This is a genomic window from Nocardia sp. A7, from assembly GCF_046549215.1.
GTDB lineage: Bacteria > Actinomycetota > Actinomycetes > Mycobacteriales > Mycobacteriaceae > Nocardia.
The window spans coordinates 530650-546254 of record NZ_JAJPWE010000005.1 but is presented as its reverse complement, the minus strand read 5'-3'; the positions used below and the strand labels follow the sequence as shown (position 1 = coordinate 546254).

Sequence of the window (15605 nt, the reverse complement as noted above, 5' to 3'; positions counted from 1 at the left end):
ATAAGGAGTTGAAGGAAAGAAACACTGGAGGGCCGATGCAATATCAGTTACTCGGCGAATTGCGGGTCGTGGGATCCGATGGTGGCACCATTCCTGAGCTACCCAGAAAAATTCGACTCCTGCTCGCTGTCCTGCTCATGGGGTCCAACAGGTCGATTTCCAGTGCGCAGCTCATAGACCAGGTCTGGGATGGCGATCCACCCCGGCGAGCGAGTGCCGCGCTGCACGTCTATGTATCGCAGCTACGAAAAAACTTGAGTGTTGAGGGGAGCACACCACTGCTTACCTCAAAATCGGGCTATCAGATCACCACACACGCTGGAGAATTCGACCTGGATATTTTCCGTAAGTCGATGCTGAAGTCGCAGTCGCTCGTCGATGGCGGGCGGCACGAGCAGGCCGCGACGGAGCTCGGCAGGGCGTTGCGTCTGTGGCGTGGCCCGGCCCTCGCGGACCTGCAAGACAACGCTGCGATCAGCGGATTCACGGCCTGGATCGATGAGTTGCGGGCAGAGTGCGCGGCCATGTACGTCGAGAGTCAGTTGGTGCTCGGTTCGGCACCGAAGACGGTGGGGCTGCTGCGGGACCTATCGCGGCAGTATCCGCTACAGGAGATCTACTACCGGGAACTGATGCGAGTTCTCCACCAATCGGGGCGTCACGCGGAAGCTCTGCACACCTACGCAACCGCGCGGCGAGTACTCGCTACCGAACTCGGCGTCGAACCCGCCCCTGTGTTACACGATCTCTATTGTCGAATATTGGACGATGATATGCGGCCGGTCGCTACCGGATAGTACTCCGAGACAACGCAGGTCAATACTCCACGCACACGAATAATCGAATTCACAATTCGCTTATTCGCGGGTGAGTGGTTCCAAAAACAGCCAGTAGATCACCATCTACGGGAGAAGAGCTATGTCCTCGGTATTTCGAAAAGTGCTTGTCGCCAACCGTGGTGAAATCGCCGTTCGTGTTATCCGCGCGTGCCGCGACGACGGATTGGCCAGTGTCGCGGTGTATGCCGACCCGGACCGTGACGCACCCCATGTTCGGCTGGCCGATGAAGCCTATGTCCTCGGTGGATCCGTACCGGAAACCACCTACCTCGATGTCGGCGAGCTGCTTCGTGCGGCCGCCCGATCCGGGGCCGACGCGGTGCATCCCGGCTATGGCTTCCTCGCCGAGAACGCTGATTTCGCGCAGGCCGTCATTGACGCGGGAATCACCTGGATCGGACCACCACCGGCCGCGATCCGAGCTCTGGGAGACAAGGTTTCGGCCCGGCGGATCGCGCGAGCCGTCGGCGCCCCACTGGTCGCCGGGACCGCGGAACCCATCGCTGACGCCGACGACGCGCTGGCCTTCGCCGACCGCCACGGTCTGCCGATCGCGATCAAGGCCGCGTTCGGCGGCGGTGGGCGCGGACTGAAAGTTGCCACGACTAGGGAAGAGATCCCGGAACTGTTCGCCTCGGCCGTGCGGGAGGCAGTAGCGGCATTCGGTCGAGGAGAATGTTTCGTCGAGCGCTACCTGGATCGGCCGCGGCACGTAGAAACCCAATGTCTCGCCGATCAATTCGGGCACGTCGTCGTTGTGTCGACTCGCGACTGCTCTCTGCAACGCCGGCACCAGAAGCTCGTCGAAGAGGCACCCGCGCCGTGGCTCACCGACGCCCAACGTGACGAACTGTACCGGGCATCGAAGGCGATCCTGGCGGACGTCGACTACGTCGGTGCCGGAACGTGTGAGTTCCTTGTCGGCACCGATGGGTCTGTGTCGTTTCTGGAGGTCAACACCCGGTTGCAGGTCGAGCACCCTGTCAGCGAAGAAGTCACCGGCATCGACCTGGTGCGGGAGATGTTCCGGATCGCGCGAGGCGAACCACTCGGATACGGCGACCCGCTGCCACGCGGGCACTCGATGGAGTTCCGCATCAATGCAGAAGACCCAGGGCGGGGCTTCTTACCCACGCCCGGCGCGGTGACGACGTTTGCCGTGCCGTCGGGGCCCGGAATCCGCATCGACACCGGCGTCGAGGCGGGCACTGTGGTCGGCCCGGAATGGGATTCGCTGCTGGCGAAGCTGATCGTCACCGGCGCCACCCGTGATGAGGCGCTCGCACGCGCGCGGCGCGCGCTGGCCGAGTTCGAGATCGGCGGTGTGGCGACCACATTGCCGTTTCACCGCGCCGTCACCAACGAGCCCGCGTTCACCGGATCGGTGTTCGGTGTGCACACCAGGTGGATCGAGACCGAATTCGACAACCGGATTCCTCCACAGATCACCGAGGCAAGCGAGACAGGAGCGCCGGAGCGGGAAACAGTGGTGGTGGAAGTGGAGGGGCGACGACTGGTGGTTTCCCTGCCCGCCGCGACGCCCGCAGGTGCGGCGCGACCGACGCCACGCCGGACCACGCCAGCCGCGCAACGCGGTTCGACCGCTGGCAACACACTGATCGCGCCGATGCAGGGCACTGTCGTGAAAATTGCTGTGGCAGAGGGTCAATGGGTTGACTCCGGCGATCTCATCGCGGTGATCGAGGCCATGAAGATGGAACAGCCGCTCACCGCGCACCGGGCGGGCATCGTGCGCGAACTGACCGCCACCGTCGGCACGACGGTGAGCTCCGGCACCACGCTGTGCCGACTCGACGACTCCGGAAGTCATGCGGCATGAACGGAATTCAGGAGGTAACCATGGACGCTGCCGTCATCGTGGCAGGCGCGGGACCGACCGGGCTGACACTGGCCGGGGAACTGCGGCTGGCGGGCATCGACGTGATCGTGGTCGACCGGCTGCCCGCCCGCACCGGGGAATCGCGCGGCATCGGGTTGACCCTGCGCACCACCGAAGTGCTCGACCAGCGCGGACTGCTCGGCCGTTTCGGCGCGCTGGAGACCGGTTCGGCGGGGCATTTCGGCGGGATTCCGCTCGACCTCACGGTCCTGGGCGCACCGCTGCAAGCGCCACGCGTCGTGCCCCAGTCGACGACCGAAGCGGTGCTGGAGGGCTGGGCGCGGGAGTTGGGCGCCGATATCCGGCGCGGACACGAAGTCGTCGGGCTCGACAGCGACGCCGATGGCGTCACCGTGCATTTCGGGGAGCACGCGCCGTTGCGTGCCGGCTACCTCGTCGGCGCCGACGGTGGTCGCAGCGTGGTGCGCAAGTCCGCCGGGTTCGATTTTCCCGGCACCCCGGCCACCACCGAACTGCTGCTCGCCGATGTCCGCGGGGTGGAGATCGCGCCGCGGATGATCGGTCAGCAGGTGACCGGCGGCATGGTGATGAGTGCCCGGCTGCCCGACGGGGCCTACCGGATCATCGTCGGCGAACGCGGCGCCGCACCCCGGCGTCGCACCGGCCCACCGGATTTCGCCGAGGTCGCCGATGTCTGGAAGCGGCTGACCGATGTCGACATCTCGCACGCGGAACCGGTCTGGGTGAGCGCCTTCGGTGACGCCGCGCGTCTGGTCACCGAGTACCGTCGGGGGCGGGTGCTGCTCGCGGGCGACGCGGCGCACGTACACCTGCCCGCGGGTGGGCAGGGCATGAACACCGGCATCCAGGACGCGGTGAATCTCGGCTGGAAACTCGCCGCGGTGGTCCGTGGCAGGGCACCGGCCACCCTGCTCGACTCCTACCACGGGGAACGTCACCCGGTCGGGCAGCGGCTGCTGGCCAATACCAAGGCGCAGAGCCTGTTCATCCTCGGCGGCGAGGAGGTCGGGCCACTGCGTGAGGTGCTGCGCGAACTCGTCGCCTATCCGGAGGTGCAACGGCACCTCGCGGCCCGGGTCACCGGTCTCGACATCCGCTACGAGGTGGGCGGCGGGTCCCATCCGCTGCTGGGTGCGCGGCTGCCGCGGCGCGGGCTCGTGCGCGGCGCGCACGCCACCGACACCGCCGCACTGTTGCGGCCGGGCCGGGGCGTTCTGCTCGACCTCACCGACAACCCGGCGCTGCGCCGCCGGGCCGAGCCGTGGACCGACCGCATCGACGTGGTCACCGCGACCGCCACCGAACCCATCGACGCCGACGCGCGCACCACCGCGCTGCTGGTCCGGCCCGACGGCCATGTGGCCTGGGTCGCCCCCGGCACTCACGACGACCTGCCGACCGTCCTGGACCGCTGGTTCGGGCCGGCCCGATGAACATCCGAGAGAAGGGGAAGTCAATGTTCAGCACACTGATCGTGGCCCGCATGGACCTCGCGTCCGCGGGCGATGTCGCCGGACTGTTCCGGGAATTCGACACCACCGAGCTGCCGCACCGGATGGGCACGCGCCGCCGCCAGCTCTTCCACTACCGCGGCCTGTACTTCCACCTGCAGGACTTCGACGAGGACAACGGCGGCGAACGGATCGAGGACGCCAAGACCGACGACCGCTTCGTGCGGATCAGCCAGGATCTCAAGCCGTTCATCGAGGCCTACGACCCGAAGACCTGGCGCTCACCGGCGGACGCGATGGCGCACCGGTTCTACGACTGGAACGCGCGATGAGCGCGCCGCAACGCCGCGTGGTGATCACCGGCGTCGGTGTCTGCGCCCCCGGCGGGGTGGGCACCAAGAGCTTCTGGGATCTGATCTCCAACGGCCGCACCGCGACCGGACGGATCTCGCTGTTCGATCCGGCGCCGTTCCGGTCCCAGGTGGCCGCCGAGATCGACTTCGACCCCGAATTACACGGACTGACCCCGCAGGAGATCCGGCGGATGGACCGGGCGGCGCAGCTGGCGGTGGTCAGTGCCCGCGAGGCGGTCGCCGACAGCGGGCTCGAGTTCGATGACATCGACCCGTTCCGGACCGGTGTCACCATCGGCAGCGCGGTCGGCGCCACGATGGGCCTCGATGAGGAGTACCGCACCGTCAGTGATGGTGGGCGGCTGGAACTGGTCGATCACAACTACGCGGTGCCGCACCTCTACAACTACTTCGTCCCGAGTTCGTTCGCGACCGAAGTAGCCTGGGCCGTCGGCGCGCAGGGACCGTCGACCGTGGTGTCGACCGGGTGCACCTCCGGTCTGGACGCGGTCGGCTACGCCGCGGAAGTACTGCGCGAAGGCGGCGCGGACGTGATGATCGCCGGCGCCACCGACGCGCCGATCAGCCCGATCACTGTGGCCTGCTTCGACGCGATCAAGGCGACCACGCCACGCAACGACGACCCCGCACACGCCTCGCGGCCTTTCGACGCCAGTCGCAACGGCTTCGTTCTCGGCGAAGGTGCGGCGGTGTTCGTGCTCGAGGAACTGGAGAGCGCGCGCAAACGTGGCGCGACGATCTACGCCGAAGTGGCCGGGCACGCCACCCGTTCCAATGCCTTCCACATGACCGGCCTGCGCCCGGACGGCAAGGAGATGGCCGAGGCGATCCGCACCGCACTCGGCCAGGCGCGGATCGACGGCACCGAGATCGACTACATCAACGCGCACGGTTCCGGTACCAAACAGAACGACCGGCACGAGACCGCCGCGGTCAAGCGCGTTCTGGGCGATCACGCCTACCGCACGCCGATGAGCTCGATCAAGTCGATGGTCGGGCATTCGCTCGGCGCGATCGGATCGATCGAGATCGCGGCGTCGGTGCTGGCGTTGGTCAACAACGTGGTGCCACCCACGGCGAACCTGCACAATCCCGACCCCGAATGCGATCTGGACTACGTGCCGTTGACCGCGCGTGACCACAAGGTCGACGTGGTGCTGTCGGTGGGCAGCGGGTTCGGCGGGTTCCAGAGCGCGGTTGTGCTCGCCGATCCCTTCCGGAGCCGACGATGACCGCCGCGGTGGTGACCGGGCTCGGCGTCACCGCGCCGACCGGGCTCGGGCTGGAAGAGTACTGGCGCACCACATTGGCCGGGCGCACCGGGATCCGCCGGGTCACCCGGTTCGATCCCGACTCCTATCCCGCGCAATTAGCCGGGGAGATCACCGGATTCGAGGCCGAGGAGCACCTGCCGGGCAGGCTTTTGCCGCAAACCGACCGGATGACGCGGCTGGCGCTGGTGAGCGCCGACTGGGCCTTCGCCGACGCCGGCGTGCGACCCGAGGAGCTACCCGACTACGCCGGCGGTGTGATCACCGCCAGCAGCTCGGGCGGCTTCGAGTTCGGGCAGAACGAACTGCGCGCACTGTGGAGCAAGGGCGGCGAGTACGTGAGCGCCTACCAGTCCTTCGCCTGGTTCTACGCGGTCAACAGTGGACAGATCTCCATCCGCAACGGTCTGCGCGGGCCGAGCAGCGTGGTGGTCAGCGACCAGGCTGGTGGGCTTGACGCAGTTGCCCAGGCGCGCAGGCAGATTCGGCGCGGAACCGCATTGGTCGTGACCGGTGCGGTCGACGCCTCGATCTGCCCGTGGGGTTGGGTAGCACAGTTGGCGGGCGGCGGACTGAGTACCGTGACCGACCCGGACCGGGCCTACCTGCCGTTCGACGCGCAGGCGGGCGGCTACGTCCCCGGTGAGGGCGGCGCGCTGCTTGTCCTCGAGGACGCCGAGCACGCCAGACAACGTGATGCGCCCCAGATCTACGGCGAGATCGCCGGGCACGCGGCGACCGTCGACCCACGTCCCGACGGTCCGGGCGAGCCCGGACTGCGCAGGGCGATCGAACTCGCGCTGGGCGACGCCAGGGTCACGCCCGCGGAGATCGATGTCGTCTTCGCCGACGCCGCGGGCATCGCCGAGCTCGACCGGATCGAGGCCGATGCCCTGGTCGCGGTGTTCGGTGCGCGTGGCGTGCCGGTGACCGCACCGAAAACCATGACGGGACGGCTCTATTCGGGGGCGGCACCGCTGGACCTGGCCGCCGCCTTCCTGTCCTTCCGCGACGGGGTGATCCCGCCGACCATCGGCACCGATCTCGCCGCCGAATACCAGCTCGACCTGGTCACCGAGGCCAGGCCCGCACCCGTGCGGACCGCGCTCGTGCTCGCCCGCGGTGCGGGTGGGTTCAACTCCGCCATGGTCGTTCGCGGCCCCGAACACCTTCGCCCCTGAGGAAAGGAAAGCCCGTGTCGACACCGTTCACACTCGACGATCTACGCCGCATCCTGCGAGAAGGCAGCGGCGACAGCCCCGGCCTCGACGGCGAATTCGCCGACATCGAGTTCGAAGACCTCGGTTACGAGTCGCTGGCGCTGCTCGAGACCACCGGCCGGATCAAGCGCGAATTCGGCGTCACCCTCGACGACGACGCCATCGTCGCCGTGACCACGCCACGCGCGCTGGTCGATCTGGTCAACGAACAGCTGCTCGAAGCGCCACAGCCCAGCTGAGCGCGAAACCGATTGCCCGACAGGAGTACAGACATGACCAACGACGACAAGGTGGCTCTGGTCACCGGCGCCACCAGCGGTATCGGCCTCGCCTCGGCCCGGCAACTGGCCGGGCAGGGACACCGGGTGTTCCTGTGCGCGCGTAACAAGGAAGCCGTCGCCGACACCGTCGCGCAACTACGCGGCGAGGGCTTCGACGTGGACGGCACCACCGCCGATGTCCGCGCGGCCGAGGACATCTCGGCGTTCGTCCGGGCGGCGGTCGACCGGTACGGCCCGGTGGACGTACTGGTCAACAACGCCGGCCGCTCCGGCGGCGGCGTCACCGCCGACCTCACCGAGGAACTGTGGTCCGACGTGATCGCGACCAACCTCAACAGCGTATTCCTGGCGAGTCGCGAGGTCCTGACCACCGGCGGCATGCGCGACAAGCAGCGCGGCCGCATCATCAACATCGCCTCGACGGCGGGCAAGCAGGGCGTGGTGCTCGGGGCACCGTACTCGGCGTCCAAACACGGCGTCGTCGGATTCACCAAGGCACTCGGCAACGAGCTGGCCCCGACCGGGATCACGGTCAACGCCGTGTGCCCCGGCTACGTGGAAACCCCGATGGCACAGCGGGTTCGCTCCGGCTACGCCGCGGCCTACGACACCACCGAGGACGCGATTCTCACCAAGTTCCAGGCCAAGATCCCGCTCGGCCGTTACTCCACCCCCGAAGAGGTAGCCGGCCTGGTCGGCTACCTGGCGTCCGATCTGGCCGCCTCCATCACCGCGCAGGCGCTCAACGTCTGCGGCGGACTCGGCAACTTCTGATTCCGGCCGACGAGCACCAGGAGACTTCCATGACGACGCAGACCACCCGCGAGGTCGAACACACGATCACCGTGGCGGCCCCGCCGACCGAGGTGTACCGCCTGCTGGCCGAGGTGGAGAACTGGCCCCAGCTGTTCCCACCCTCGGTGTATGTGACCCGACTAGAACACGAGGGCAACGAGGAACGCATCCAGATCTGGGCCACCGCCAACGGTGAACCCAAGACCTGGATCTCGCGCCGCGTGCTCGATCCCGAGCAACTGCGGATCACCTTCTGGCAGGAGGTGTCCGCGCCGCCGGTGGCCCAGATGAGCGGCACCTGGATCATCGAACCGCGCGATGACGGGGGGACCGAGCTGCGGCTGCTGCACTCCTATCGGGCCATCGACGACGATCCCGACGGGCTGGCGTGGATCGAGAAGGCGGTCGACGACAACAGCCGTGCGGAACTGCCCGGCCTCAAGGCGGCGGTGGAGTCGGTGGTGCGCACCGCCGACCTGACCCTGTCCTTCGTCGACGAGGTCGAGATCGCCGGTGCGGCAAGCGATGTCTACGACTTCGTCAACGAAGCGAACCTGTGGACCGAGCGCCTGCCGCACGTGGCCTCGGTGCAGCTGACCGAGAACACCCCCGGTGTGCAGGTGCTACGCATGGACACCCTGACCAAGGACGGATCGAGCCACACCACCGAATCGGTCCGGATCTGCTTCCCGCAGCACCGGATCGCCTACAAGCAGACCACCCTGCCCGCTCTGATGGCCCTGCACACCGGCCATTGGGAGTTTCGGACCAACCCCGACGGCACGACCACCGCGTCCTCGCAGCACACGGTGATCATCGAGGCGGCCCGGATCACCGAGATCCTCGGCCCCGACGCCGGGGTGCCCGAGGCGCGGACCTTCCTGCGCGAGGCGCTCGGGGGCAACAGCCGGGCCACGCTGAACCACGCCAAGAACTATGCCGAAGCCCGTCGATGACACCGACGTCCTGATCGTCGGCGCGGGGCCGGTCGGGTTGCTGCTCGCGGGCGATCTGGCCGGCGCGGGCGTCCACGTGACGGTGGTGGAACAGCGGCGCACTCCCACCACCGAATCGCGGGCCTCCACCCTGCACGCCCGCACCATGGAGGTGCTCGCCGAGCGGGGTGTGCTCGATCGGCTCGGGCCGCTGCCCGACGGCGGACCGGGACACTTCGGCGGACTGCGTTTGGATCTGACCGAAGCTGATCCGGCCCAACGGTTCTCGGGCCAGTGGAAGTGCCCGCAGGTCCGGCTGGAAGCGGTGCTGCAGGAACGAGCACTCGAGGCGGGCGCGGTGCTCCGGCGTGGGCACCGCACCACCACCCTGACCGCGCGAACGGGTGCCGTGCTGATCGACACCGTCACCCCGGACGGCGAACGGCACACACACCGGGGCGCCTATCTCGTCGGCTGCGATGGGGAACGCAGCACCGTGCGCGAACTGGCTGGATTCGAGCTGGCGGGCACCGAGGCCGCGCGGGAGATGCTGCGAGCCGACGTGGCGGGAATAGATATCCCGGCCCGTCGTTTCGAACGACTCCCGAACGGGCTGGCGGTGTCCTCGCGCTGGCCCGACGCCAGCACCAGGGTGATGGTGCACGTCTTCGGCGCCGCACCCCGCGCCGCGGGCGGAGAACCGGAGTTCGCTGAGATCGCCGACGCCTGGGAAAAGGTGACCGGCGAGTCGATCGAACACGGAAAACCGCTGTGGCGCAACGCGTTCGACGACACCAGTCGGCAGGTCACCCGGTACAGGCGCGGCCGGGTCCTGCTCGCCGGTGACGCGGCCCATCGGCAGATGCCGGTGGGTGGCCAAGCCCTCAACCTCGGCTTGCAGGACGCGGCCGACCTGTCCGGCCGGGTGATCGCCGCCATCAATGGCTCTGCCGGCGAAACCGAACTCGACGGCTATCACCGCACCCGCCACGCCGTCGGCGCCCGCACCCTGACCAACATCCGTGCCCAAACCCTGCTGTTGCTGGGCGGACCGGAGGTCGAACCCGCCCGGCAGCTGTTCGCCGAGCTCCTGCAACTCGGCGATGTCCGATCCCATCTCGCCCGCATGATCAGCGGCCTGCCCGGTCCCGGCGACCCGGCGCCCGCACCACCCGATTCCAAGGAGACACCGATGAGCCTGACGAACAAGACCGCCCTGGTCACCGGATCCAGCCGCGGCATCGGCCGCGCGACCGCCCGCCAGCTCGCCGCCAAGGGCGCGCTCGTGGCCGTGCACTACGCGGACAACGAGGCCGCCGCCCGCGAGACCGTCGAGGTCATCGAGAACGACGGCGGCCGTGCGTTTCCCGTGCGTGCCGAGCTCGGCACGACAGGCGGCGTGCACGAGTTGTTCCTCGGTCTCGAACAGGGACTGAAGGAACGGACGGGGGAGACCACGCTCGACATCCTGGTCAACAACGCCGGTGTCACCACACCGGCAGGCGTGGCTCCCGAGGACGTGACACTTGAGGATTTCGACCGGCTCTTCGCGGTCAATGTCCGCGCGCCGTTCTTCATCGTGCAGCGCGCTCTCGGCCTGCTGCCCGAGGGTGGACGCATCATCAACATCTCCTCCGGACTCACCCGATTCGCCAGCCCGGACCAGGTGGCCTACTCGATGACCAAGGGTGCGGTGGAACAGATCACGCTGCACTTCGCCCGGCACCTGGCACCGCGCGGGATCACCGTCAACAGCGTCGCGCCCGGCATCACCAACAACGGCAGCGCCGTATTCGACATCCCGGAGGCGGTCGAGCAGATGGCGCAGTTCTCGGCGTTCAAACGCGTCGGTGAGGCGGTCGACGTCGCCGACGTCGTCACCTTCCTCGCCACCGACGAAGCCCGCTGGATCACCGGCGCGTTCATCGACGCCACCGGCGGGACGCTACTCGGCTGACGAGCACGGCCGCCGCCGACGACGACTCCAGGAGATCCGATGACGACAGTGCAAGAACCGACCGGGTACACCCAACGGCTCGACGAACTCGATGCGCTCAAACGTGCCGCACGTCTGGGCCCCGACCCGGCGGCCACCGAACGCCAGCACGCCAAGGGCAAACTCACCGCCCACGAACGCATCGACCTGCTGCTCGACCCCGGTTCGTTCGTCGAGGTGGAGCCGCTGCGTCGACACCGGGCCACCGGGTTCGGGCTGGAGGCGCGCAGACCCCATACCGACGGCGTGATCACCGGGTGGGGAACCGTCGACGCGCGCACGGTCTTCGTCTACGCCAGCGACTTCCGGATCTTCGGCGGTGCGCTCGGCGAGGCGCATGCCCAGAAGATCCACAAGATCATGGACATGGCCGTCACGGCGGGCGCGCCGCTGGTCTCGCTCAATGACGGTGCGGGAGCGCGCATCCAGGAGGGTGTGACCGCGCTGGCAGGCTACGGCGGGATCTTCCGCCGCAACACCAGGGCCTCGGGAGTCATCCCGCAGATCAGCGTCATGCTCGGGCCGTGCGCCGGCGGTGCGGCGTACTCGCCCGCGCTCACCGACTTCGTCTTCGTTGTGCGCGAGATCGCGCAGATGTTCATCACGGGCCCCGATGTGGTGCGCACCGTGACCGGCGAGCAGGTGACCCACGACGAACTCGGTGGCGCCGACATCCACGCCTCCGTCTCGGGGGTAGCGCATTTCGTCTACGACGACGAGCAGTCGTGCCTGTCCGATGTTCGCGCGCTGCTGTCGATGCTGCCCGCCAACAATCGGGAGCTGCCACCGGTGGCCTTCACCGCTGATCCCGCCGACCGCCAGACCACCGCGCTGACCGATCTGGTGCCGCTGGACGGCAACCGCCCCTACGACATTCGCGAGGTACTGGCCGAAATCGTTGACAACGGCGACTATTTCGAAGTGCAGGCCACCTGGGCGGCGAACCTGGTGTGCGCGCTGGCCCGGCTCGACGGACACGTGGTCGGGGTGGTGGCCAGCCAGCCGATGAGCCTGGCCGGGGTGCTCGACATCGACGCGAGTGAGAAGGGCGCGCGGTTCGTCCAGTTCTGCGACGCCTTCAACATTCCGTTGCTGACCCTGGTCGACGTGCCGGGGTTCCTGCCCGGCGTCGGCCAGGAACACGCGGGCATCATCCGCCGCGGCGCGAAACTGCTCTACGCCTACTGCAACGCGACGGTCCCGCGAATCTCGTTGGTACTGCGCAAGTCCTACGGCGGCGCCTACATCGTGATGGACTCGCTGTCGATCGGCACCGATCTCGCACTGGCCTGGCCGACCAACGAGATCGCCGTCATGGGCGCCGAGGCCGCGGCCGATGTGGTGTTCCGGCGCGAGATCGCCGCGTCGGAGGATCCCGTGGCCACCAGGGACCGCAAGATCGCCGAATACCGCGAGGAGCTCGTGCATCCCTACTACGCAGCCGAGCGCGGACTCATCGACGACGTGATCGACCCGCGCGACACCCGCGGCGTGCTGATCCGCGCCTTCGCCATGCTGGCGGGCAAGGACACCGATCTGCCCCGCCGCAAGCACGGGAATCCACCGCAATGACCGCCGAGGACCCGCTGCCCTTCCTTCGTGTCGAGAAGGGCAGCGCTGACCCGGACGAACTCGGCGCGCTGCTCCTGCTGCTACTCGCCCGGCGACGGGCCGCCGCACCGCCGACCCCGGCCAGACCCGTCGCCCGCTGGCGGCGCCTGGAACGCCGACCCGCCTTCACCGACCCCCGCGCGTGGACCGGATCCACCCGCTGACGAACGGAGCCACCATGGACGTCGGACTGCTCTTCGACCTGCGCAACCCCGCACAGTGGCAGCGCCCGTGGGCCGACCACTACGCCCGCACCCTCGAGTTCTGTGAGGAGGCCGACCTGCGCGGCGCGGGCGGAGTCTGGTTCACCGAGCACCACCTGTTCGAGGACGGCTACCTCCCGCAGCCGCTGACCTTCGCCGCCGCGGCGGCAGCCAGAACCAAGCGGGTGCGCATCGGCACGGCTGTCGTACTGCCCGCCCTGCGCAAGCCCGCCCAGCTCGCCGAGGAGGCCGCACTGGTCGATCTGATCAGCGGCGGCCGTCTCGAACTCGGTCTCGGCGCCGGCTACCGACTGCCCGAATACCAGCTCTTCGACACCGATTTCGGCCGCCGATTCACCCGTACCGGCGACAACATCGCCGAAATCCAGCGGCTGTGGTCCACCGGCGGAATCACGCCGGGGCCGATCCAGGACCCCGTGCCGCTGTGGGGCGGGTTCTACGGTCCGCGCGGCGCGCGACTCGCCGGGCGCCTGGGCATCGGGTTCCTGCACATCTCGCACCAGCTGTTCCCGCTGTACCGCGAGGGACTCATCGAGGGCGGACACGACCCCGAATCCGCGCGCGTCTCCGATCTGCTGCCGATCCTGCTGGCCGACGATCCCGAGGCCGCGTGGGCCCGGGTGGCCCCACACCTCGCGCACCAGATGAACTCCTACCGGCAGCTGTCGGTGGAGGGCACCGACGCGCCGGTGCCACCCGCTCTCGAACTCGATCAGCTGCGGCAGCGCCCTGAGGACGGATCCTTCGGCCTGCTCGAGATCCTCACCCCCGAACAGGCCGCCGTGCGGATCCACGAACGGGTGGCCGGGCTGCCGGTGCGGCACCTGATCTTCTGGGCCAGCATCGCCGGCATGCCCGACGACCTGGTCACCCGCCACATCGAGTTGGTGAGTGAACAGCTGCCACCGTTGCTGGACAAGCAGTTCCAGGTGACTACCGGCGGCCCGATTTCGGCGCGCAACGGCCATGGCTGACGTGCGACCAGCGGCGCCGACCTGGAATCGGCGCCGCTGGGTACTGCTGCTGGTGCTGTCGGGCAACATGATCCTCGACCCCATCGAGGGCTCCATCCTGATGCGCGCTCGGCGCGCTCACCACGGAACTGAACCGGTCGATAGGGCAAACCCAGTGGCTGCTCAGTGTGGCGACACTGGCCGGGCACCTGCTGTTGTTCGCCCGACCCGAGATTCACGACTACGCCACCGACGTCCTGCCAGTGCTGTTGATCGAAGCCGGGTTCAACCTGTCGTCCGCAGCGCTGAACATGCAGTCGACCGCGACTGGGCCCGCCGAACTCCGCCCGATCGCCGTGCCGCTGTATCAAACCGGCGTCCAGTTCGGGGCGGCATTCGTGCTGCCCATCACCGTCGGGTGGCGGTCGCGTTCGATGTCTACCGTCCCGCGGCGGACGTGAGCGCGCTCGCCGGTCTGGTAGTGGTCCTCGCCGCGAGCAGTGAACTGCGTGCATCCGCAGCGTCCGCACCGGCGAAATCCGTTCCCTGACAACCATAGTGACTACAAGGAGGTTCCGGTCATGACCGTCGATGTCTTCATCGGAGAACAGCCCGTCCAGCTGGCGACGGGCCCGAGGACCCTGGCACTGTTCCCGGGCCAAGGCTCCCAGCGGCCTGGCATGGCCGCGTGGATCACCGACTACCCGGTCGCCGAGGAGGTCTTCCGGCGCGCCGACGACATCCTCGGCATCCCGCTGACCCAACTGTGCGTCGACGGCACCGCCGAGCAGTTGCGGGCCACCGACGTGGCCCAGCCCGCCATCGTCGCCACCAGCCTGGCTCTCAGCGCGGTCCGCGCACAGCAGGGACTTCCGCCCTCGGCGGTCGCCGGTCACAGCCTGGGTGAGTTCACCGCCCTCGCGGTCGCCGGCGTGCTCGACGAGGAGACCGTTCTGCGCCTGGTACGTCGGCGCGGCGAGCTCATGGCCGAGGTCTCGCGCCGCTACGACGGCGCGATGAGCGCGGTCATCGGCCTGCCCGCCGAACAGGTCGACGCCCTGTGCGCCCGCGTCACCTCGGGCGTCATCGGCGTGGCCAACTACAACCAGCCGACCCAAACCGTCGTCTCCGGCGCCACCACAGCCGTAGCCGACCTCGAGGACCTGGCTCGGTCCGCCGGCGCGACAAAAGTGGTGCGGCTCAAAGTCGCCGGAGCCTTCCATTCACCCCTGATGGCCGACATCGCCGCCGAGTTCGGCGCCGAACTCGACCGCTACACCCTCCGGCCGCCATGCGTTGCGGTGCTCAGCGCGGTCACGGCAGACTACGTCGCCGACCCCATCGAAATCCGCACGCTCCTGTGCGGGCAACTGCTGGCCCCGGTCCGATGGGTGGAGACCGTTCAACGGGCCGCTACGGACGGCTACGACGAACTGGTCGAACTGGGACCGGGACAGGTACTGACCGGGTTCTCCCGCCGCATAGTCCCCGACATCACCTCGACAGCGATATCCACCCCGGCCTGACGCCACCAGCCGATCTCATTCGCGGAAGTTATTGTCTATGAGAGAGATCAGCTGGGTCTGTCGTGAGAGGCTCCGCAGAGTTCGGCTTCAGCGATCCACTTCGAGGACGAGGGAGTGGGCCCATGAGGTACAGGTGGTGAACAAGCCATCCGCGTGATCGCCGTCGGTGAGGACCGGGTCGCGCTCCCGCCTCCTGAGTTCCTCCCAGCTCACCGTCTGTTTGCTCATCTCCTCCACCTGTGATGCG

At 68.2% G+C, this 15605-nt stretch carries 16 protein-coding genes; 15 read left to right on the top strand and 1 reads right to left on the bottom strand.

Annotated features, from left to right (window positions below; all coding sequences use genetic code 11):
• Window positions 1–35 precede the first annotated feature (35 nt).
• From ACLJPD_RS28080 to fabD, 15 genes are all read left to right on the top strand, one after another.
• A complete protein-coding gene (locus tag ACLJPD_RS28080; protein WP_410876157.1) occupies window positions 36–797 on the top strand; it encodes an AfsR/SARP family transcriptional regulator in 762 nt (253 codons plus the stop codon).
• A 121-nt stretch (window positions 798–918) separates the two neighbouring features.
• Window positions 919–2679 carry an acetyl/propionyl/methylcrotonyl-CoA carboxylase subunit alpha gene (locus tag ACLJPD_RS28075; protein WP_410876156.1) on the top strand — a complete coding sequence of 587 codons (1761 nt, stop codon included), beginning with the start codon at window positions 919–921 and terminating at the stop codon, window positions 2677–2679.
• A 20-nt stretch (window positions 2680–2699) separates the two neighbouring features.
• A complete protein-coding gene (locus tag ACLJPD_RS28070; protein WP_410876155.1) occupies window positions 2700–4154 on the top strand; it encodes an FAD-dependent monooxygenase in 1455 nt (484 codons plus the stop codon).
• Between the two features lie 23 nt (window positions 4155–4177).
• Complete coding sequence (locus tag ACLJPD_RS28065; protein WP_067445797.1) at window positions 4178–4504, top strand: TcmI family type II polyketide cyclase; 327 nt, start codon at window positions 4178–4180, stop codon at window positions 4502–4504.
• The gene (locus tag ACLJPD_RS28060) at window positions 4501–5778 is read left to right on the top strand and encodes a beta-ketoacyl-[acyl-carrier-protein] synthase family protein (RefSeq protein WP_410876154.1); all 1278 of its coding nucleotides are present in this window, start codon (window positions 4501–4503) and stop codon (window positions 5776–5778) included. The genes ACLJPD_RS28065 and ACLJPD_RS28060 overlap by 4 nt, the downstream gene beginning before the upstream one ends.
• Window positions 5775–6998, top strand: coding sequence for a ketosynthase chain-length factor (locus ACLJPD_RS28055; RefSeq protein ID WP_410876153.1), 1224 nt, complete (start codon window positions 5775–5777; stop codon window positions 6996–6998). Before ACLJPD_RS28060 ends, ACLJPD_RS28055 begins: the two co-directional genes overlap by 4 nt.
• Window positions 6999–7012: 14 nt before the next feature.
• A complete protein-coding gene (locus tag ACLJPD_RS28050; RefSeq protein ID WP_410876152.1) occupies window positions 7013–7276 on the top strand; it encodes an acyl carrier protein in 264 nt (87 codons plus the stop codon).
• A 33-nt stretch (window positions 7277–7309) separates the two neighbouring features.
• A complete protein-coding gene (fabG, locus tag ACLJPD_RS28045; RefSeq protein ID WP_378629504.1) occupies window positions 7310–8092 on the top strand; it encodes a 3-oxoacyl-ACP reductase FabG in 783 nt (260 codons plus the stop codon).
• 29 nt (window positions 8093–8121) lie between these two features.
• Window positions 8122–9069, top strand: a complete 948-nt coding sequence (locus tag ACLJPD_RS28040; protein ID WP_410876151.1) for an aromatase/cyclase — start codon at window positions 8122–8124, stop codon at window positions 9067–9069.
• The gene (locus ACLJPD_RS28035; RefSeq protein WP_410876150.1) at window positions 9050–11005 is read left to right on the top strand and encodes an SDR family oxidoreductase; all 1956 of its coding nucleotides are present in this window, start codon (window positions 9050–9052) and stop codon (window positions 11003–11005) included. The genes ACLJPD_RS28040 and ACLJPD_RS28035 overlap by 20 nt, the downstream gene beginning before the upstream one ends.
• 39 nt (window positions 11006–11044) lie before the next feature.
• Window positions 11045–12616 (top strand): acyl-CoA carboxylase subunit beta, encoded by a 1572-nt coding sequence (locus ACLJPD_RS28030; protein WP_410876149.1) that lies wholly within the window; start codon window positions 11045–11047, stop codon window positions 12614–12616.
• The gene (locus ACLJPD_RS28025; RefSeq protein ID WP_410876148.1) at window positions 12613–12819 is read left to right on the top strand and encodes an acyl-CoA carboxylase epsilon subunit; all 207 of its coding nucleotides are present in this window, start codon (window positions 12613–12615) and stop codon (window positions 12817–12819) included. Before ACLJPD_RS28030 ends, ACLJPD_RS28025 begins: the two co-directional genes overlap by 4 nt.
• 14 nt (window positions 12820–12833) lie before the next feature.
• A complete protein-coding gene (locus tag ACLJPD_RS28020) occupies window positions 12834–13853 on the top strand; it encodes an LLM class flavin-dependent oxidoreductase (protein WP_410876147.1) in 1020 nt (339 codons plus the stop codon).
• 167 nt (window positions 13854–14020) lie between these two features.
• Window positions 14021–14293 (top strand): hypothetical protein, encoded by a 273-nt coding sequence (locus ACLJPD_RS28015; RefSeq protein WP_410876146.1) that lies wholly within the window; start codon window positions 14021–14023, stop codon window positions 14291–14293.
• 120 nt (window positions 14294–14413) lie between these two features.
• Window positions 14414–15358, top strand: coding sequence for an ACP S-malonyltransferase (gene fabD, locus ACLJPD_RS28010; protein WP_410876145.1), 945 nt, complete (start codon window positions 14414–14416; stop codon window positions 15356–15358).
• 87 nt (window positions 15359–15445) lie between these two features.
• On the opposite strand, the gene ACLJPD_RS28005 is transcribed toward fabD, so the two are convergent.
• Complete coding sequence (locus ACLJPD_RS28005; protein ID WP_410876144.1) at window positions 15446–15586, bottom strand: hypothetical protein; 141 nt, start codon at window positions 15584–15586, stop codon at window positions 15446–15448.
• Between the last annotated feature and the right edge of the window lie 19 nt (window positions 15587–15605).